The sequence below is a fragment of the Pantoea sp. SYBGC1 genome (assembly GCF_057197005.1).
This window is the reverse complement of record NZ_JBXUNM010000009.1, coordinates 34,189-52,709: the sequence shown is the minus strand read 5'-3', so window position 1 is coordinate 52,709 and position 18,521 is coordinate 34,189. Positions and strand designations below refer to the sequence as shown.

General features: G+C 56.9%; 17 protein-coding genes. 11 read left to right on the top strand and 6 right to left on the bottom strand.

All coding sequences use genetic code 11. The features are described from left to right. The first annotated feature begins 121 nt into the window (after positions 1-121). Both AC2CF9_RS14545 and greB read left to right on the top strand, forming a co-directional pair. Entirely contained in the window at positions 122-1,243 is a 1,122-nt protein-coding gene (locus AC2CF9_RS14545; protein WP_484557316.1) for an RNA-guided endonuclease InsQ/TnpB family protein, read from the top strand. A 109-nt stretch (positions 1,244-1,352) separates the two neighbouring features. After that, entirely contained in the window at positions 1,353-1,838 is a 486-nt protein-coding gene (gene greB / locus AC2CF9_RS14540; RefSeq protein ID WP_039380962.1) for a transcription elongation factor GreB, read from the top strand. A gap of 54 nt (positions 1,839-1,892) precedes the next feature. Here the strand turns inward: greB and yjbE are convergent, their stop codons facing one another. Further along, on the bottom strand, positions 1,893-2,132 hold the full coding sequence (yjbE, locus tag AC2CF9_RS14535) for an exopolysaccharide production protein YjbE (protein WP_094111190.1): 240 nt from the start codon (positions 2,130-2,132) through the stop codon (positions 1,893-1,895). Positions 2,133-2,630: 498 nt separating this feature from the next. On the opposite strand from yjbE, the gene ompR reads away from it, so the two are divergent. Then, positions 2,631-3,350 carry an osmolarity response regulator transcription factor OmpR gene (gene ompR, locus AC2CF9_RS14530; protein WP_001157751.1) on the top strand — a complete coding sequence of 240 codons (720 nt, stop codon included), beginning with the start codon at positions 2,631-2,633 and terminating at the stop codon, positions 3,348-3,350. Further along, a complete protein-coding gene (gene envZ / locus AC2CF9_RS14525; RefSeq protein WP_150018465.1) occupies positions 3,347-4,705 on the top strand; it encodes a two-component system sensor histidine kinase EnvZ in 1,359 nt (452 codons plus the stop codon). The genes ompR and envZ overlap by 4 nt, the downstream gene beginning before the upstream one ends. A gap of 55 nt (positions 4,706-4,760) precedes the next feature. Here envZ and pckA read toward each other — a convergent pair whose 3' ends face one another. From pckA to AC2CF9_RS14505, 4 genes are all read right to left on the bottom strand, one after another. Next, positions 4,761-6,380 (bottom strand): phosphoenolpyruvate carboxykinase (ATP), encoded by a 1,620-nt coding sequence (pckA, locus tag AC2CF9_RS14520; RefSeq protein WP_484557315.1) that lies wholly within the window; start codon positions 6,378-6,380, stop codon positions 4,761-4,763. Positions 6,381-6,648: 268 nt separating this feature from the next. Then, positions 6,649-7,521, bottom strand: a complete 873-nt coding sequence (gene hslO, locus AC2CF9_RS14515; protein WP_150018467.1) for an Hsp33 family molecular chaperone HslO — start codon at positions 7,519-7,521, stop codon at positions 6,649-6,651. Between the two features lie 25 nt (positions 7,522-7,546). Further along, complete coding sequence (hslR, locus tag AC2CF9_RS14510; RefSeq protein WP_150018468.1) at positions 7,547-7,948, bottom strand: ribosome-associated heat shock protein Hsp15; 402 nt, start codon at positions 7,946-7,948, stop codon at positions 7,547-7,549. 336 nt (positions 7,949-8,284) lie between these two features. Further along, positions 8,285-10,420, bottom strand: coding sequence for an intracellular growth attenuator family protein (locus AC2CF9_RS14505; RefSeq protein WP_484557314.1), 2,136 nt, complete (start codon positions 10,418-10,420; stop codon positions 8,285-8,287). Between the two features lie 388 nt (positions 10,421-10,808). Here AC2CF9_RS14505 and nudE point away from each other — a divergent pair, with 388 nt between their 5' ends. Next, a complete protein-coding gene (gene nudE, locus AC2CF9_RS14500; protein WP_039380943.1) occupies positions 10,809-11,375 on the top strand; it encodes an ADP compounds hydrolase NudE in 567 nt (188 codons plus the stop codon). 30 nt (positions 11,376-11,405) lie between these two features. On the opposite strand, the gene mrcA is transcribed toward nudE, so the two are convergent. Next, positions 11,406-13,955 (bottom strand): peptidoglycan glycosyltransferase/peptidoglycan DD-transpeptidase MrcA, encoded by a 2,550-nt coding sequence (mrcA, locus tag AC2CF9_RS14495; RefSeq protein WP_150018470.1) that lies wholly within the window; start codon positions 13,953-13,955, stop codon positions 11,406-11,408. A 153-nt stretch (positions 13,956-14,108) separates the two neighbouring features. On the opposite strand from mrcA, the gene pilM reads away from it, so the two are divergent. The 6 genes from pilM to aroK all read left to right on the top strand — a co-directional run bounded on the left by pilM (position 14,109) and on the right by aroK (position 18,517). After that, complete coding sequence (gene pilM / locus AC2CF9_RS14490) at positions 14,109-14,924, top strand: pilus assembly protein PilM (RefSeq protein ID WP_484557313.1); 816 nt, start codon at positions 14,109-14,111, stop codon at positions 14,922-14,924. Next, entirely contained in the window at positions 14,918-15,460 is a 543-nt protein-coding gene (locus AC2CF9_RS14485) for a PilN domain-containing protein (protein WP_150018472.1), read from the top strand. Before pilM ends, AC2CF9_RS14485 begins: the two co-directional genes overlap by 7 nt. Continuing rightward, on the top strand, positions 15,453-15,938 hold the full coding sequence (locus AC2CF9_RS14480) for a HofO family protein (RefSeq protein WP_484557312.1): 486 nt from the start codon (positions 15,453-15,455) through the stop codon (positions 15,936-15,938). The genes AC2CF9_RS14485 and AC2CF9_RS14480 overlap by 8 nt, the downstream gene beginning before the upstream one ends. Continuing rightward, positions 15,928-16,335 carry a HofP DNA utilization family protein gene (locus AC2CF9_RS14475; RefSeq protein WP_150018473.1) on the top strand — a complete coding sequence of 136 codons (408 nt, stop codon included), beginning with the start codon at positions 15,928-15,930 and terminating at the stop codon, positions 16,333-16,335. The genes AC2CF9_RS14480 and AC2CF9_RS14475 overlap by 11 nt, the downstream gene beginning before the upstream one ends. After that, entirely contained in the window at positions 16,253-17,512 is a 1,260-nt protein-coding gene (gene hofQ, locus AC2CF9_RS14470; RefSeq protein ID WP_484557311.1) for a DNA uptake porin HofQ, read from the top strand. Before AC2CF9_RS14475 ends, hofQ begins: the two co-directional genes overlap by 83 nt. A 483-nt stretch (positions 17,513-17,995) precedes the next feature. After that, positions 17,996-18,517, top strand: coding sequence for a shikimate kinase AroK (gene aroK, locus AC2CF9_RS14465; RefSeq protein ID WP_039380929.1), 522 nt, complete (start codon positions 17,996-17,998; stop codon positions 18,515-18,517). The last annotated feature ends 4 nt before the right edge of the window (positions 18,518-18,521 follow it).

Genomic DNA, 18,521 nt, shown 5'->3' with positions numbered 1-18,521 from the left:
CTGCGGCAGCGTCGCTTATCAATTTGCGCGTAAGACCTCGCCCAATCGGGCGGGGATATAAGCGCGGTAACTGCGTAACATTCCCTGGCCTTCTTACATAATGTGCCGTAATATGTAAAGCATGAAGCGCGCATATAAATACAGATTCTATCCAACACCCGATCAGGTTGAGTTACTGGCTCAAACGTTCGGTTGTGTGCGTTTTGTCTATAACAGCATTCTTCGCTGGCGCACCGATGCTTATTACGAACGGCAAGAGAAGATCGGCTATACACAAGCCAGCGCACGATTAACCGCACTGAAAAAAGAGCCAGATTTTGCCTGGCTCAATGACGTTTCCAGCGTGCCATTACAGCAAGCCCTGCGCCACCAACAAGCCGCCTTTTCTAACTTCTTTGCAGGTCGGGCAAAGTATCCGACATTCAAAAGCAAGCGCCATAAACAGGCCGCTACGCTGACTGATGCCGCGTTTAAATACCGCGACGGCAGGTTGTACATGGCAAAGAGCAAAGCGCCTTTAGACGTGCGCTGGAGTCGCCCTTTGCCGTCCGTGCCGTCTACCGTCACCGTGTCCAGAGATTCAGCGGGACGCTACTTTGTTTCGTGCCTCTGCAGGTTTGAACCTGTATCACTGCCGATCACCGCGTCCACGGTCGGCATTGATGTTGGTTTAAAAGATTTGTTCGTCACCGATACCGGATTCAAAACCGGCAATCCCCGCCATACCGCTAAATATGCGAAGCGATTAGCCCTGCTACAGCGACGTCTGAGCAGGAAACAAAAAGGCTCAAAGAACCGCGCCAAAGCCCGCGCCAGAGTCGCCCGCATTCACGCGAAAATTGCTGATTGCCGCCTGGATAACCTGCACAAGCTATCCCGCAAACTCATTAACGAGAATCAAGTTGTTTGCGTCGAATCCCTGAAAGTGAAGAATATGATCCGCAACCCGAAACTATCCAGAGCGATAGCAGACGCGGGCTGGGGCGAATTTGTTCGCCAGCTTGAATATAAGGGCGAATGGTCGGGGCGATCCGTGGTCGCCATTGACCAGTTTTTCCCGTCCTCAAAACGCTGTAGCGGTTGCGGCTATACCATGCCAGAGATGGCGCTTAACGTTCGTTCGTGGATCTGCCCTGAGTGCGGGGCTAACCATGATCGTGACGTAAACGCCGCGAAGAATATAAAAGCGGTCGGGCTGACCGCGTTAGCCCACGGAGCGACTGTAAACCCTGAAGCCGCGTAATGCGGCTCAGGCAGGTTGCGTTGAAGTGGGAATCCTCGCCCTTTAGGGCGGGGAGCAGTCAATGTACGCAGCTGGCGACCTGCAAAACTGACATAAATGAGCCGATGTAATGAAAACTCAACTGATTACCCGCGAAGGCTACAACAAGCTGCGCGCCGAGCACGATCATCTGTGGAATGAGAAGCGTCCGGAGATCACCCGTATCGTTTCCTGGGCCGCCAGCCTCGGCGATCGGTCAGAAAACGCGGACTATACCTACAACAAACGGCTGCTGCGGCAGATTGACCGGCGGGTACGCTACCTGCGCAAATGCCTCGCTGAGCTAAAAATTGTTGATTACGCTCCGCAGCAGGAGGGCAAAGTCTTTTTCGGTGCGTGGGTAGAGGTGGAGAATGAGCAGGGGGAACAAAAGCGTTTTCGCATCGTCGGACCGGATGAAATCTATGGCGATAATGTGAAAGAGTACATCTCGATCGATTCACCTATGGCGCGGGCGCTGATCAAAAAAGAGGTCGATGATGAGGTCACCGTTAACACGCCTGAAGGACAAAAGATCTGGTTTGTGAATCAGATTACCTATCACGACAAGGCGTAAGTGAACTGCACTGCGCGTGGTGAGCCACAGGCAGCGCAGTCCGCTGTACAGCGCTTACTTGCCCGGCACCGTTGCGGTAGTGGTTGAGGTGCTGCTGCCATTACCATCGCCACCGCCCATGGTAGCCAGCGCCACGCCCAGCAGTGCTGCTACTGCGCCCACGCCAATTGCATCCGAGTTGCCTTTTGCCGTCGTTGACGCCTGCGCACCAGCGGCTTCACCGACTGACGTTGCCGCCTGAACCTGGGTAAGGCTGGAGAGAACCAGCGCGCTCAGCAGAACAACTTTTTTCATTTTTCTTCTCCACATGACACCGATCGGGTCGATACAGCAGAAGTGTCGGAGATCATCAGGTCGGGCGAAAGTAGTGTTTACTCGCTGATTTAACTGTCTTTATTTATAAATGGTCTTGGATTGTGCCGCCGCTGGCACTCTTCCGAGAGCGTTATCAGGCGCTAACCAGAATCTGCGCAGTTTTGTGCTGCCGGCGGTCTGCTATCCCGCTGAATTGATGTGAAAGCGCAGGACAGGCTCTGGCAGAGCGGGAAAAATACGGTCGAGCCACGCGCAGTGAGAAAAAGTGCCGTTTTTTCAGACAAGCGCTAATCGGGGTAAAATCGGGTGGCAAAAGCGGGAGCGGAGCCGCATTCCAGGCAAGAAATTAAATATAAGCTCCTGTTTAATATGCTTTGTAACAATTTCGCTTAGAATATAAACCATAAATATCTGTCACAGACGGGTCCCTTATCCTCACAATATTGCTTCAGGCAATGGCGCCTTTGGGAGTTGAACATGCAAGAGAACTACAAAATTCTGGTCGTTGATGACGATATGCGTCTGCGCGCGCTGCTGGAACGCTATCTCACCGAACAGGGCTTTCAGGTGCGCAGTGTCGCTAATGCTGAACAGATGGATCGCCTGCTGACGCGTGAATCGTTTCATCTGATGGTGCTGGATTTAATGCTGCCGGGCGAAGATGGCCTCTCTATCTGTCGCCGTCTGCGCAGCCAGAGCAACCCGATGCCGATTATCATGGTGACGGCTAAGGGTGAAGAGGTTGACCGCATTGTCGGGCTGGAAATCGGGGCGGATGACTATATTCCCAAGCCGTTTAACCCGCGTGAACTACTGGCGCGGATCCGCGCGGTGCTGCGTCGTCAGGCCAACGAGCTGCCGGGTGCGCCTTCACAGGAAGAGGCGGTTATCGCCTTTGGCAAATTCAAACTGAACCTCGGCACGCGTGAAATGTTCCGTGAAGATGAGCCTATGCCGCTGACCAGCGGTGAATTTGCCGTGCTGAAAGCGCTGGTGAGTCATCCGCGTGAGCCGCTTTCGCGTGACAAGCTGATGAACCTGGCGCGCGGGCGTGAATACAGCGCCATGGAACGCTCAATCGACGTGCAGATTTCACGCCTGCGCCGCATGGTGGAAGAAGATCCCGCGCATCCGCGCTATATCCAGACCGTCTGGGGTCTGGGCTACGTCTTTGTGCCGGACGGCAGTAAAGCATGAGGCGACTGCGCTTCTCGCCCCGCAGCTCCTTTGCCCGCACCCTGCTGCTGATCGTTACCCTGCTGTTCGTCAGCCTGGTAACGACGTATCTGGTGGTGCTGAACTTCGCTATTCTTCCCAGCCTGCAGCAGTTTAATAAGGTGCTGGCCTACGAAGTGCGTATGCTGATGACCGATCGGCTGCAGCTGGAAGACGGGACGCAGCTGGAAGTGCCACCCGCTTTCCGGCGCGAAATTTACCGCGAGCTGGGGATTTCGCTTTATACCAACGCGGCGGCAGAAGAGAGCGGGCTGCGCTGGGCGCAGCACTATGAGTTTCTGAGTGAGCAGATGGCGCAGCAGCTGGGTGGCCCGACCGATGTGCGCGTCGAGGTCAACAAAAACTCGCCGGTTGTCTGGCTGAAAACCTGGCTTTCGCCCGATATCTGGGTGCGGGTGCCGCTGACGGAAATTCATCAGGGTGACTTCTCGCCGCTGTTCCGCTACACGCTGGCGATTATGCTGCTGGCGATTGGCGGAGCCTGGCTGTTTATCCGGATGCAAAACCGGCCGCTGGTGGATCTGGAGCACGCGGCACTGCAGGTGGGCAAAGGCATTATTCCGCCGCCGCTGCGTGAGTATGGGGCCTCTGAAGTGCGTTCAGTGACGCGCGCCTTTAATCAGATGGCAGCCGGCGTCAAGCAGCTGGCTGACGATCGCACCCTGCTGATGGCGGGCGTCAGTCACGATTTGCGCACGCCGCTGACGCGCATCCGTCTGGCGACTGAGATGATGGGTGAGCAGGATGGCTACCTGGCGGAGTCGATTAACAAAGATATCGAAGAGTGCAACGCCATCATCGAGCAGTTCATCGATTATCTGCGTACGGGTCAGGAGATGCAGACTGAGCGGGCCGATCTCAACAGCGTGCTGGGAGAAGTGGTTGCGGCTGAGAGCGGCTATGAACGCGAGATTGAGAATGCGGTGATGACCGATGAGCTGATGCTGAATATCAATCCGCTCTCCATTAAACGTGCGGTGGCAAATCTGGTGGTCAACGCTGCGCGATATGGTAACGGCTGGATCAAGGTCAGCAGCGGTCAGGAGCTTAATCGCGCCTGGTTCCAGGTTGATGATGATGGTCCCGGTATTAAACCCGATCAGCTGCAGCATCTGTTTCAGCCGTTTGTGCGCGGCGACAGCGCCCGCAGTACCAGCGGCACCGGGCTGGGGCTGGCGATTGTGCAGCGCATCATTGATGCGCATGAGGGATCGCTGGAGATTGGTGCCAGCGAGCGCGGCGGATTACGTATTCGCGCGTGGCTGCCGATGCCGGAAAACAGCACCGCGCTGACCAGCGTCGCGCACAGCTCCTGAGCAGACAGAAAAAAGGGCGGCAGTGATGCCGCCCGCTACAGCTGTTCAGCCGTGCTTACAGCTGCGGACCCGCCTCTACCAGCGCTTTACCCGCATCGTTGTCGGTATACTTCTCAAAGTTCGTGATAAAACGCTGTGCCAGATCCTGCGCGGCCTGCTGCCACTCCGCCTCGCTCTGCCAGCTGCGGCGCGGATCCAGCGTGGCGGCGTCCACTCCGGCCAGCTGCGTCGGGATCTGCAGATTGAACACCGGCAGTGTCTCGGTGGCGGCGTTATCCAGCTCGCCTGCCAGAATCGCGTTGATAATCGCCCGCGTATCTTTCAGTGAGTTGCGTTTGCCGCTGCCGTTCCAGCCGGTGTTAACCAGATAAGCCTGCGCGCCCGCCGCTTCCATGCGCTTAACCAGCACTTCAGCATATTGCGTTGGATGCAGGGTCAGAAATGCGGCGCCAAAGCAGGCAGAGAAGGTTGGCGTTGGCTGCGTGACGCCGCGTTCAGTACCGGCCAGCTTGGCAGTAAAGCCGGAAAGGAAATGATACTGCGTCTGCTCTGGCGTCAGCCGTGAAACCGGCGGCAGCACGCCAAACGCATCCGCCGTAAGGAAAATGACCTTTTTCGCGTGACCCGCTTTGGAAACCGGCTGCACAATGTTTTCAATGTGATTGATCGGATAGGAGACGCGGGTGTTTTCTGTTTTGCTGCCATCGGCGTAATCCACGCTGCTGTCGGCACGCACCACCACGTTTTCCAGCAGCGCATCGCGACGAATGGCGCGATAGATTTCCGGCTCTGCCTGTTCAGACAGGTTGATGGTTTTTGCATAGCAGCCGCCTTCGAAATTGAAGACGCCGTCGTCATCCCAGCCGTGCTCATCATCGCCAATCAGCTGCCGCTCAGGATCGGTGGAGAGCGTGGTCTTGCCGGTGCCGGAGAGGCCAAAGAACACGGCCACGTCGCCCGCTTTACCCACGTTCGCGGAGCAGTGCATTGAGGCGATGCCTTTCAGCGGCAGCAGATAGTTCATGATGGCGAACAGGCCTTTCTTCATTTCGCCGCCGTACCAGGTACCGCCAATCAGCTGCATGCGTTCTGTCAGGTTAAATGCAACAAAATTTTCTGAGTTCAGCCCCTGCGCCTGCCAGTCCGGATTGGTGCACTGCGCCGCGTTCATCACCACAAAATCAGGCGTGAAGCTGGCCAGTTCTTCCTCGGTCGGGCGGATAAACATGTTTTTCACAAAATGCGCCTGCCAGGCCACTTCCATGACAAAGCGTACGCTCAGACGGGAGTCAGGATTGGCACCGCAAAAGGCATCCACCACAAACAGGCGTTTGCCTGAAAGCTGCTGTGTGCAGCGATCTTTCAGCGCCTGCCAGGTCTCCTGCGAAAGCGGCTGATTATCGTTTTTACCATTGCCGGTACCATTCCACCACAGCGTATCGCGCGTCGTGTCATCGCGGACAATATATTTATCTTTCGGTGAGCGACCGGTAAAAATGCCGGTATCCACGGCGATGGCGCCGCTCTGCGTCAGGGTGCCTCGCGCATAACCCTCCAGCTCCGGGCGGGTTTCTTCCTGAAACAGCGTGTCATAGTCAGGGTTATACACCACTTCAGTAGTGCCGCTGATGCCCAGGTCGGCGAGGTCTTGCGATGTCAGGCCGTTAACGCGCATGTGACTGCTCCTTAAATCGGTACTTCATTGCATTTTTAGGGGGTGTCTGCCGCGTGGCGCACTCGGTTGCGCAGGACAGATCGCGCGCAGTGTACACATCTGAGCAGAAGCGGAAAGTGAAGATAGTTAAAAATGCGAACTGGAACGTGACAAGCGGAGAAATCGGCTACTTATAAAAGTAAAGTTAGTGAAAATTAGTTAATTTCCGTGAAAAAACATGGGGGTATAGTTTTACGCGAAACGGGCGGCGTGGCCGCCCGCAGCGGAATCAATGCAGCTGGTCGCTGTCGCTGACAGATTCATTCCGGATGGCAGCAATATCAACCGCGTCATAGACGTAGTGCGTGCCGCAATAGTCGCAGTGCATATCAATTTTGCCATCTTCCTTGAGGATCTCATCCACTTCGCTCTCTGGCAGCGTTTTAAGCACTTCACCGCAGCGCTGGCGCGAGCAGGTGCACTTAAACATAACGGGCAGCGGATCGTAAACGGTGGCTTCTTCCTGGTGATAGAGACGCCACAGCACATCGTTTGCCGGCAGCGTGATCAGCTCTTCTGCTTTCACCGTCTCCGTCAGCATGGCCAGATGATTGAAATCATCCTGACTGGTCTCCTGCGCGGGCAGCACCTGCAGTAAAATACCGGCTGCGCCCTGTTCGGTAGTACGGATAAACAGGCGGGTAGGCAGCTGCTCAGAACGCATGAAATAGTCTTCCAGACAGCCTGCCAGCGTATCCGCCTCCAGACCGACCACACCCTGATAACGTTCGCCTTTTTCTGGTGTAATGGTGATAACCAGATATCCGTTACCGGTCATCTCTTTCAGCGTGCTGCCGGGCGCAATCTCTGCACCTTCTTTCACGCGCGCCACGCCACGCAGCTCCTGGCGGTTATTGCCGTTGATCACTGCCAGCGTCAGCGGGCCGTCACCCTGCAGCTGCACCGTGATATCACCATCAAATTTTAGCGTGGCGGTCAGCAGACTGGTCGCAACCAGCAGCTCGCCCAGCAGCGTTTTTACCGGCTCTGCATAGTCATGGTTGCGGACAATTTCCTGCCAGGTATGGGAGACATTGACCAGCTCGCCGCGCACGGCAACGTTTTCGAACAGGTAACGGTGTAATTGATCTTGAACAGACATAAGTTTTCTCTCGCAGGGGTGAAAATTATTCATCACCCGACAGTTTAAATTTCATCAGATCGCGACGCTCTTTTTTATCAGGCCGGCGATCCGGATGTGGCATAGTCAGCGCGTTCAGCTTGCGCGCCAGCGCCGTTTTTTCCCGTTTTTCCACGCTGGCGGCGGTTTCGCTATACATCAGTTGCGCTTCGCTGGCGGGGCGCCGCTGGTCGCTGATGGCGTTAATGATCACCGTCCGCTCATCGTTTCCCTGTCGCAGCGTTAACTCCGCGCCCGATTCAACCAGCTTGCTGGGTTTGCTGCGCTGACCGTTATAATGAACCTTGCCACCTTCGATCATTTCACGTGCCAGCGCGCGGGTTTTATAGAAGCGCGCGGCCCACAGCCATTTATCCAGGCGTACGCCGTCGCTGATTTTCTCTTTCATAGTGGCTCCTGCTTTAACGCAGCGTTTCACCTTTACCGGCAAACGGGTCCGGCAGGGCGGCGCTGAAAAAGGGTGGCGGCCAGTCGGCGTCGGAAGCGGCTGACGCCCGGATCTCTGCGCCAGATGCTGGCCGGGCTCTTATGATCGCGTCGCGCAATATGCAACCGGCTCTGACGCGAACTCCGCAGAGGAAGAGCTGCAGATACCCGGAGATATGGGCAGAAAGTGATAAATCAAGGTGCGACGCGACGCCGCACCCTATCAGTTTAGCGTAAATGCCGGCTCCGACAGCCGTCGCAAAAATTGCGCGTCAGGGTAGCACAGAAGGGCGGAGGGTCAGAACAGCGAGCGCACACTCTGCATAGTGCTGAGATTATGGTTAAAGCATTTATCATAATATTGCTGAATTTCAGCCATGCGCAGCCGGTTACGATGGATGCGACGCAGCGTCAGCAACCCGTTCACCACTGCGGAAATCAGCAGTATCAGCATCAGCACAACGCTGCCAATGTAGCGCCATTGCGCCATAGCATCCGGTTCGTTATGCAGCATGATATGGCGTGTCCCGTTAGCGTCGGTACTCATACTGGTAATGATGCCGCTGGCGCTGAACGGCGTATGCAGCAGCATGCCCGCAATACGCTGCAGCTCGCGCCACTGCGAAGGTGCGTCCAGATCAAACAGGGAGACGGCAGGCTGCGGCTGCGTCACCAGCTGCCGGCCTTCATCGCTGATGATGAGAAAGCCGCCCGGCGGTGGGCTGTTCAGCGTTTCCGCCGCGCGACGGGTTTCACGGGAAAAGAAGGTTGAAGTCGCGGTATTCACCAGATTCTCCAGCGCTTCGGCACTGACAGGTCTTAACAGCACATTCATGCCGCTGAGTTTGCCGGTGTCCGCGCGGTGGATCAGCGAATCCCAGTCTTTCGCATTGCCCAGGTTAACCAGCGCATTTTTCAGCCGGACGCAATCCTGCTGCTGGCTGCAGAGATCCTGCGTCCTCAGCACCAGCTCGGAAAAATCATCCAGCAAAATCATGCCTGACTTCTGAATCGCTGAGGCGAGCTGCGGATTAAGCTTGGGATCGGTGCTGGTCTCCGGATGCAGCTGGCGCAGGGTGGTATCCAGCAGCGCAGCGGCCTTATCAATAATGTCAGACTGCGGCTGAGGCAGCGGAGCGGCTTTGTTCCAGTAGATAGCAGAGCAGTCAAAAGGCATATAAGCGTAGGTACGATTACTCTGGTAATTGCCTGGCACCGAGCACATACCGGTTCCCGTCACCCTGAGCACATCGCCGACGTGCAGCGGCAGGGCAGAGAGCTTATCCACGCTGTCGACCTCAAGACTTTCCGTGCCTTTGACCCAGGCCAGGCTCAGCTTGAGCGGCATACTGAGCGGGATCCAGGTCAGCAGCATTGCCAGTACCAGCAGTGAACCGCAGGTCAGTACCAGATTCTTGCGCCACCGCTGGACCGGGAAATTCCTGACCTCATCCTGCAGCGATAAAAAACGCCCCTGACGCACAACCTGACGGTTCAGATAGATATCCACTTCGGTGACCTGTCCCAGATCGTGAGCGATATAAGGCTGCCAGTGCGGCGGGTAGATGAGATCGATAATGCCCAGCGAAATGTTGCTCTGCTCCTGGTTCGATTCACCAAACAGGCCCCAGCGTTTCGGCGCACCGCGCAGGCAGTGAATATCACGCAGGCTTCTCTCACCGGGAAAACGACAGAGGAACCAGAGGCTGACGGCGATCATTATGCAGCCAGGCACCACCAGCCAGAGCAGAAGATTGCCCGGCAGCACCAGACCGAGAAAAAACAGCAAAAAAGCGCAGCTGATAACGACCGCTTCACGCGTACCGTCAGGTCGCGAAAGCTGGTACTCCTCGTGTGACTCTTTGCGCACCCGCAGTAACTCAACGTTTTCACTCTCTGCTTTACGGATAGAGGCGTTGGTACTGGCAGGCTGGATCAGCGGCGGCAGGGTAGGTTGATCAATGGCGTAGTTAACCAGCGAGTGACCATTCAGAGAGATGACCAGCGGCAGCGTCTGCGTGCGGATCAGCTCAACGTAATTTTCATCGGCAATATACTGTTCCCAGAGCGGCGGCAGATGCACTTCCACTTCATCCAGATAGTAGCGCCATTTGTGCGGATCGTCGGTTGAGAGACCGTAGCGGGTGATGGAACGGGTAACCGGGTAGACATGACTACTCTGAGCCGTCAGCGTCAGCGCTTCCGCTTCCGTGGCAAAGCGGGCGCGGGTGCGCGGCGGCTGACGTTTCGCCAGCGCAGCCAGATACTTTTCTACTGCGGTGCGCTCATCATCCGAGAGTTTGCGGCAGGGCGGACTGATAAACGGCAGCGGTCGCGCTAACGGCGGACGATGCCGCATAGCGTACCAGTAAGCGATACCTGCTAATGATGAGCCGATCAGCATCACTGTCAGGATGACAATAAAAGTGCTCATGCTCAGCTCATTCCAGCCAACGAAATGCCTTCACGTTAACGTTCTACTCCCGGCGAAAATCGTAAGATGTGTCAATTCTGGCGAGCAGAAGAGGTTCTGACAAGAAGAAACACAGATAAAATAATGCGCTAAATCATCGGATTATAAATTATTAGATTAATCCGTGACAGGATGTTAACCAGGCAATACTCAATTAAATATCGGTATTTTCTGAATTTCGCGCTGAGGCGTTGACTTACGCTTAAAACGAGCGTGCGTGTAGCGCGCCATACGGCGGGTCGCCCAATCGGGCTGCCGCTTAGCCTGCGTTGCCTGTCGCACATTTGCGCGGCCTTCGGTATGCTGGCGCTATCGCATTTCACAAGGTTGTGCAACGTCTGAGGCTGATATGACCACTCCATTGAAAAAACCTGACATCCTCAAGGTAGAAGCGGTGGCCCGCTCCCGCCTGTTTACCATTGAAGCCGTCGATCTCGCTTTCAGCAATGGTGCACGCCGCGTATATGAGCGCATGAAGCCTTCTGAACGCGAAGCGGTAATGATTGTGCCGATTCTCGGCGACGACGTTATCCTGATTCAGGAGTATGGGGTGGGGCTGGAAAGCTATGAGCTTGGTTTTCCAAAAGGGCTAATCGATCCGGGCGAAAGCGCCTTTGAGGCGGCCGACCGGGAACTCAAAGAAGAGGCTGGCTACGGCGCGACCCGTCTTGAAGCCCTCGGCAAGCTCACCATGGCACCCTCTTACTTCTCCAGCAAAATGAATATCGTGGTGGCTGAAGGGCTCTATGAAGAGAAGCTGGAAGGGGATGAGCCGGAGCCGCTGGTGGTACGGCGCTGGCCGCTAAAGAACCTGCTGGCGCTGCTGGAAGAACCTGACTTCAGCGAAGCGCGTAACGTCAGTGCGCTGTTTCTGGTGCGCGAATGGCTGGTAAAACAGGGCCGGCTTGATTACTGAATAAAAAAGGCGCCCGCAGGCGCCTGTTTATCAGAACAGCTCGTGGCTTTCGCCATTGTCCATAATGGTTGTGCCGACGTCGTGCACGCTATATTCCACCGGCTGCGTGCCGTTGATGAAATACTCCTGACGCGTATTGCCACCACCGTTAGCCAGTTTGCCGGTTGCCCGGTCGATAGTCACGGTGACCACGCCTTCCGGCGGCGTCAGCGGCTGCACCGGTACGCCCTCCAGCGCAGATTTCATATAGTCATCCCACGCCGGCTGCGCGCTCTTGGCTCCGCCCTCGTAACCGGAAATCTGATCCGGAATCGCACCTGATACGGTTGAACGTCCCAGCGCGCGTGAATCATCAAAGCCAATCCAGACTGACGTCACCACACCCGGGCCATAGCCGGAAAACCAGGCATCTTTAGAGCTGTTTGTCGTACCGGTTTTTCCGCCGATATCATTTCGCTTAAGATCGCGTCCGGCACGCCAGCCGGTACCCATCCAGCCCGGCTCGCCAAAGATATTGGAGTTAAGCGCGCTTTTGATCAGGAAAGAGAGCGGTGTATTGATCACGTGCGGCGCATACTGCTGATCGCCTGCTGGCTGCGGCTGTGCCGGAACCTGCTCCAGCGCTGGCTGTGGCACCGTCTGATTCTTCGACTCATCAGAGGTGGCGACGTTCTCCACGCTCTCTTCATTCAGGGCAACTGACTTCTTCGTATCACCATAGATCACCGGCAGATTACACTGCGGGCAGGCAATCTTAGGCTTTGTTTCAAAAATCACGCCTCCCTGCTCATCCTCAATGCGGGTGATGAAATAGGGATCAACCAGGAAACCGCCGTTTGCCATGACCGCATAGCCACGCGCCACCTGCAGCGGGGTGAATGAAGCCGCACCCAGCGCCAGCGACTCAGTATGAATAATATTTTGCGCCGGGAAGCCAAAGCGCTGCAGATATTCCGCAGCATAATCGACGCCCATCGCGCGCATGGCGCGTACCATCACCACGTTTTTAGACTCTCCCAGCCCCTGCCGTAAACGGATAGGACCGGCATAGGTTGGCGGCGAGTTTTTAGGCCGCCAGTCTGCACCTGCGCCGGCGTCCCAGCGGGAGATCGGCACATCGTTGAGGATAGAGGCCAGTGTCAGGCCACGATCCATAGCGGCGGTATAGAGGAAAGGCTTGATGTTCGATCCCACCTGGCGCAGCGCCTGGGTGGCACGGTTAAACATGCTCTGATTGAAATCGAATCCGCCCACCAGCGCGCGCACTGCGCCATCTTCCGGATTCAGCGACACCAGCGCAGAGTTCACCAGCGGGACCTGACCCAGCCACCACTCATCACCCACTTTACGTACCCAGATCTGCTGACCAGCCTGCAGCACCTGCGTGATACTGCGCGGCGTCGGGCCCTGCAGCGTGTCTGATTTATAAGGGCGCGCCCAGCGCACGCCGGAGAGCTTCAGCGCGACCGTGCTGCCATCTTTCAGTAAGGCCGTGGCCTCCTGAGCGCTGGCGCTGGTGACCACTGCGGCATTCAGCGGTCCGTAGGCGGGCAGCGTTTTCAGCGTCTTAAGAATACGCGGCTGATCCCAGCTCGTCTCACCCACTTTCCATAACACGGCGGTCGGGCCGCGATAGCCGTGGCGCATATCATAAGCCATGACGTTGTTACGCACCGCCTGCTGCGCCGCTTCCTGCAGGCGACGGGTTACGGTGGTATACACCTTGTAGCCGTCGTCATAGGCGCGGTCGCCATAACGTTTCACCATCTCCTGACGCACCATTTCGCTGAGATAAGGGGCAGAAAACGCGATCTCAGGACCGTGATAGCTGGCGGTCAGCGGCGTATTGCGGGCCTCTTCATACTGCTGCTGTGTGATGTCGTTCTGATCCAGCATGCGCGCCAGCACCACGTTACGACGCGCCAGCGCCCGGCTGTGCGAATAGAGCGGGTTAAAGGTTGAGGGCGCTTTCGGCAGGCCAGCGATCATCGCCATTTCACTCAGCGACAGCTGATCGACCGTTTTACCGAAATAGACCTGAGCCGCCGCGCCAACGCCATACGCGCGATAGCCGAGATAGATTTTATTGAGGTAGAGCTCAAGGATCTCATCTTTGCTCAGCAGCTGCTCAATGCGGATGGCCAGGAACGCTTCCTTGATTTTACGCATCAGCGTACGTTCAGGGCTCAGAAAGAAGTTACGCGCCAGCTGCTGAGTAATCGTACTGGCACCCTGCGACGCATGGCCTGACATCAGCGCGATGCTGGCGGCACGGAAAATCCCCACCGGATCGACGCCGTGATGCTCATAAAAGCGGCTATCTTCGGTCGCGATAAATGCTTTGATCAGCTCTGGCGGCATCTGCTTCAGCGTCAGCGGTACGCGGCGTTTTTCACCATACTGGGCAATCAGCTCGCCATCGGCGCTGTAAACCTGCATCGGCGTCTGCAAACGCACATCTTTCAATGTGTTCACATCGGGCAGCTGCGGCTCTATATACTTGTATAAGCCATAAACCGTACCGGCTCCCAGCAAAATGCAACACACTGCAAGAATCAATAAATACTTTACGAACTTCACCTGAGAATTCCCATCTGTTGGCGTTTGGGCAGTTTATAAACAATCGCGCGGTAGTATAAAGGCAAGCCTGACGCTTTGATATACCCGTCATTTGCCTGTCATTCAGCATAGCCGGGTTTAGCGTTTACCTTTGATGATAAGGAGATCGCGCGTATGGCTTTTCAGCGCTGGCAAATTGGACTGGATATTCAGAACAGGCACCTGTGTGCGCTGGGTATTGAACGCCGTCGTCATGGCTGGCAGCTGCGACACTGGTGGCAGCAAGCGCTGCCGCACGATACGTTACGCAACGGCGTGTTGCAAAGCTCGCCGCTGTTACAGGAGATGTTAGCGTCGTGGCGGCGGCAGCTGCCGGCGCAGTTTTCACTGCGCGTTGGCCTGCCGCCACAGCTGGTTCTGCAGCGGACCTTGCCGCTGCCCGACACCTCGCTGCGCGAACCCGCTTTAAATCGTTATGTCACTGCCGCCGCCCGCATCCTCTTTCCGGTGGAAACCGCGCTGCTGGCGTTTGACTATCAGTGTGACGCGACTGAAAACACGCTGCAGGTGACGGCGGCACGGCGGGACGTGATGACGCAGTGGCTGCAGCCGCTGCAGCAGGCGGGTCTTGAGCCTGACATCTTTGAACTGAGCACGCAGGCTCTGATGCAGGTCGCACAGCAGCTGCCGCTTGCCCTGCATACGCTGCTGATCCACCCGGCAGGCGAGCACGGGTTCTGGGTGTTTAATGATGGCGCGCTGCGCTGTGGAATCATCACAGGCGCGCTCAATTCAGACACTGTTACACAGCTCTTTCCGCAGGTATCGGACTCGTTTTGTACCTCTTCGTCAGCCCTGACCACACTACAGGCGAAGCTGTGCCTGCCGCTCTCATTATTACGCTACCAGCAGCCGCCTCTGCCCGCACAGCAGGGTGACTTTACGCTGGCGCTGGGACTGGCGCTGCGCCCCGGAGACAGCTCATGCTAAGGGTTAATCTGCTGCCGTGGCGTGAGCGGCAGTGGCAGAAGTGCTGCCGGCAGACGAAATATCTGCTGGTTACCGCGTTAACGCTGCCGCTGCTCGTTGCGCTGTTGCTGGGAGGATATAGCAGACAGCAGCTGACTCAGGCTGAAAGCGCAACAGAACAGGCCCGGCAGCGGCTGCTTGCGCTGCGGCATCTGCGCACGCAACAGCAATCACTGCTGCAGGCGCGCGACAGGCTGCTGGACTTACAGCAGCAGCGTCAGCAGGTGGCGCTGCAGTATCAGCACTGGCAACGTTTCTGGCAGCAGCTGCCGGGGCTGCTGCCGGATGCATTGTGGCTGGAGCGTATCGATCGTCAGCAGCAGCTGCTGCGCGTCGAAGGGTGGAGTGACAGCGTGGCTGCGGTGAGCGAGCTGCGCCATCGGTTGCTGGCACAGCCGCTGTTTGCCGCCGTCAGGCAGAGGGCGATAACCCGGCAGTCCGATGGCCGATACCGGTTCACGCTGCAGGCGCGGATGCGGGAGCCGCGCGATGAGTGAGCTGATGTGGCGCTATACGCTGTGGCCTTTTGCGTGGCGTGCCGGTTGCAGCGCGCTGGTTGCTGCAGCCGTGCTGCTGCTCTGGCTACTGCTGCTGCGTCCCCAGCAGCAGGCGCTGGCACAGCAGCGGACAGCGCTGACAGCGCTTACCGCGCAGCAAAGCCAGCTGCAGCAGGCGCTGCTGCCGTCAGTCGCCACGCTTACGCAGGAGATCGCTATGTTACAGGTGCCGCAGCGCGGCAGCGCGGCCAGCGCATCGCTGGAGCAGCTGGTGAACACGCGTGGCGCGCAGCTGCAAAACTGGCAGCCGCAGGCTCAGCCATCAGAACTGGTGCTGCAGCTGGAGTGGCGTGAATTTATGCCGCTGTTCAGTGAACTGGCCGGAACCGCTCAGCCGGTACCGCAGCGTTTTTCACTGCGGTCCGGCGCGCGTCTGCTTACGGCAGAGCTGTGGCTGGAGCAATCTGATGCGGAGTAGCGCACTGCTGTGCCTGCTGCTCTGGTTCAGTGCCGCCGACGCACGCAATCCTTTCGTCCCTCTGACCACCCGCGCCTGCGAACCGCCCGCCGCCACGCCGCAGAACTGGCGTCTGCAGGGCGTGGCAGGTCGCGCACCGCACTTTGTCGCCTGGGTAATATCGCCCGAGGGGAAAAGCTACCGGCTGGAGCCATCCATCCCTTTTCCGGTTTATCCCTGGCAGGTCACGGAGATAACCGCGCGCACGCTGACGTTAACCGCGCCGCGCCGCTGTGTGAAGCAACAGATCGTTTGGGTAATTAAAGGAGGCTTTTATGAAACGGATCGCGATGCTGCTGGGGCTTATGTTAAGCACCCCACTGCAGGCGCAGACCAGCACGCTGAGCCTGGTATTTGACGATGCGCCGGTAGAGCGCATTCTGCAGGCGCTGGCGGATTATCAGCAGACTAATCTGCTGATTGCGCCCGGAGTTGAGGGACGACTGTCGCTGCGCCTGGAGAAGGTGAGCGCAGAGCATGCCCTGTCGCTGATTTCACGCCTGACCGATCTTGTTCTGATAGAAGAGGAGGGGGTGCTGCTGGTCTATCCGCAAAGCTGGCAGCAGCGTCAGACGCAGCGGGTCCGGCAGGAGCAGGAAGAGCGACAGGCGCAGCAGACGCTGGAGCAGCGCACCGTTACGCTTCATTATGCCAGCGCCAGCGATATTCACCGCAGCCTGCAGGGAGAGCCTTCACTGGTGTCAGCACGCGGCAGCGTCACGGTCGATAGCCGTACTAACTCACTGCTGCTGCGCGATACGGCACCGGCACTGGAAAGCACCACGCGCTGGCTCAAAGCCCTTGACCGGCCGCTGGAGCAGGTCGAGCTGCAGGCACATATCGTGACGCTTAACGAAGAGCATCTGCGTGAACTGGGCGTCAGCTGGCAGCTCTCTCCGGCAGATGCGGTAGCGGCGACGCTGCGCAATCCGCAGCTTAGCCTGCCGCTGGCCGTCAGTACGCCGGCACTGCGCGCCGGGGTGACGCTGGGTAAAATGAGCGGTGAATTGCTGAATCTTGAGCTGAGCGCGCTGGAACAGGAGAATCAGATCGATATTATCGCCAGCCCGCGGCTCTTTACTGCGCATCAGCAGACGGCCACCATCAAACAGGGCACCGAAGTTCCGTATGAAGTGAAATCAGGCAACAGCGGTGCGACGGCCATTGAGTTTAAAGAGGCAGTGCTGGGCATGGAGGTCACTCCCACGGTTTTGGGCAACGGTCGCATTCAGCTGCGGCTGCGGCTGAGCCAGAACATGCCTGGCCGCAGCCTGACGCTGGGAGAGAACCAGGTGCTGAGCATTGAAAAGCAGGAAATTGAGACGCAGGTGACGCTGCGTGATGGCGAAACGCTGGCGCTGGGCGGCATTTTTCAGCAGCAGCGCACGCAGAGTGAAAAACGCGTGCCGTGGCTGGGAGAGGTGCCCCTGCTGGGCGCGCTGTTCCGGCAGCAGCTGCAGGAGCAGAAAAAACGTGAGCTGGTTATCTTTATTACCCCCAGACTGGTCAGGGAAGCAGCGCTTTCTGCCGGATAAAGCGGAAAATTCGTTCTGTAGTGCCGTGCGCGTTGACGCCAGAGAGGAATTAGCTTACAAGGTTTAGCGATTTTAAAACGGTGTAGCGGTACGCGGCAGGATAATCTTCCGACGGGCGTCAGTCACAAGCGATACTGGCGTCAAAAAAGAAATATGCCAGCATAAAGTGGGCAGCAGCAAGCAGATAAAGGGCCGTTTTCAGCGCTAATATCAGCCGATGATAAGCACCGGCAACCCCCGGCCTGCGCAGCTGTAGCCCGTTTAATGAAGGCACGTAAGGAAGAGCGTTACCGTCTCGCGAACCAAAGACCATACCTGTGTGCAGGTTGCCGGAGGCGATTTATTCGGTTGCCAAACGGCCATGAGTGTTGAGATAATTTTCTATCTGACTCTTGCTAATGCTTATGAGGTCTCAGTTCCTGTCCCGCCAGCAACGCGCTGAACGCGGGGTATCATCAACGAATTCTTAGTAATACCGACAAAATGGCAGAGAAACGCAATATCTTTCTGGTTGGGCCGATGGGTGCCGGCAAAAGCACTATTGGTCGTCAGTTAGCTCAGCAACTCAATATGGAATTTTTCGATTCCGATCAGGAAATTGAGCGACGTACCGGAGCGGATGTAGGCTGGGTATTTGATGTGGAAGGCGAAGCTGGTTTCCGCGATCGCGAAGAAAAAATCATTAACGAGCTGACCGAGAAACAAGGCATCGTACTGGCGACCGGCGGCGGTTCCGTCAAATCCCGTGAAACGCGCAATCGTCTCTCCGCCCGCGGCGTGGTTGTCTATCTGGAAACCACCATCGAAAAGCAGCTTGCCCGCACGCAGCGCGATAAAAAGCGCCCGCTGCTGCAGGTTGATGAACCGCCTCGTGAAGTGCTCGAAGCACTGGCAGATGAACGTAATCCGCTTTATGAAGAGATCGCTGACGTCACTATTCGCACTGATGATCAAAGTGCCAAAGTGGTCGCCAATCAGATCATCAACATGCTGGAAAAAAATTAATCCA

Bases quoted from the DNA above. Each gene is read 5' to 3' on its own strand.
- AC2CF9_RS14505 (WP_484557314.1), bottom strand. From the start codon at position 10,420: ATGAGCACTTTTATTGTCATCCTGACAGTGATGCTGATCGGCTCATCA.
- hslO (WP_150018467.1), bottom strand. From the start codon at position 7,521: ATGTCTGTTCAAGATCAATTACACCGTTACCTGTTCGAAAACGTTGCC.
- ompR (WP_001157751.1), top strand. From the start codon at position 2,631: ATGCAAGAGAACTACAAAATTCTGGTCGTTGATGACGATATGCGTCTG.
- hslR (WP_150018468.1), bottom strand. From the start codon at position 7,948: ATGAAAGAGAAAATCAGCGACGGCGTACGCCTGGATAAATGGCTGTGG.
- nudE (WP_039380943.1), top strand. From the start codon at position 10,809: ATGACCACTCCATTGAAAAAACCTGACATCCTCAAGGTAGAAGCGGTG.
- greB (WP_039380962.1), top strand. From the start codon at position 1,353: ATGAAAACTCAACTGATTACCCGCGAAGGCTACAACAAGCTGCGCGCC.
- pckA (WP_484557315.1), bottom strand. From the start codon at position 6,380: ATGCGCGTTAACGGCCTGACATCGCAAGACCTCGCCGACCTGGGCATC.
- AC2CF9_RS14545 (WP_484557316.1), top strand. From the start codon at position 122: ATGAAGCGCGCATATAAATACAGATTCTATCCAACACCCGATCAGGTT.
- pilM (WP_484557313.1), top strand. From the start codon at position 14,109: ATGGCTTTTCAGCGCTGGCAAATTGGACTGGATATTCAGAACAGGCAC.
- AC2CF9_RS14485 (WP_150018472.1), top strand. From the start codon at position 14,918: ATGCTAAGGGTTAATCTGCTGCCGTGGCGTGAGCGGCAGTGGCAGAAG.
- envZ (WP_150018465.1), top strand. From the start codon at position 3,347: ATGAGGCGACTGCGCTTCTCGCCCCGCAGCTCCTTTGCCCGCACCCTG.
- hofQ (WP_484557311.1), top strand. From the start codon at position 16,253: ATGAAACGGATCGCGATGCTGCTGGGGCTTATGTTAAGCACCCCACTG.
- AC2CF9_RS14475 (WP_150018473.1), top strand. From the start codon at position 15,928: ATGCGGAGTAGCGCACTGCTGTGCCTGCTGCTCTGGTTCAGTGCCGCC.
- AC2CF9_RS14480 (WP_484557312.1), top strand. From the start codon at position 15,453: ATGAGTGAGCTGATGTGGCGCTATACGCTGTGGCCTTTTGCGTGGCGT.
- yjbE (WP_094111190.1), bottom strand. From the start codon at position 2,132: ATGAAAAAAGTTGTTCTGCTGAGCGCGCTGGTTCTCTCCAGCCTTACC.
- aroK (WP_039380929.1), top strand. From the start codon at position 17,996: ATGGCAGAGAAACGCAATATCTTTCTGGTTGGGCCGATGGGTGCCGGC.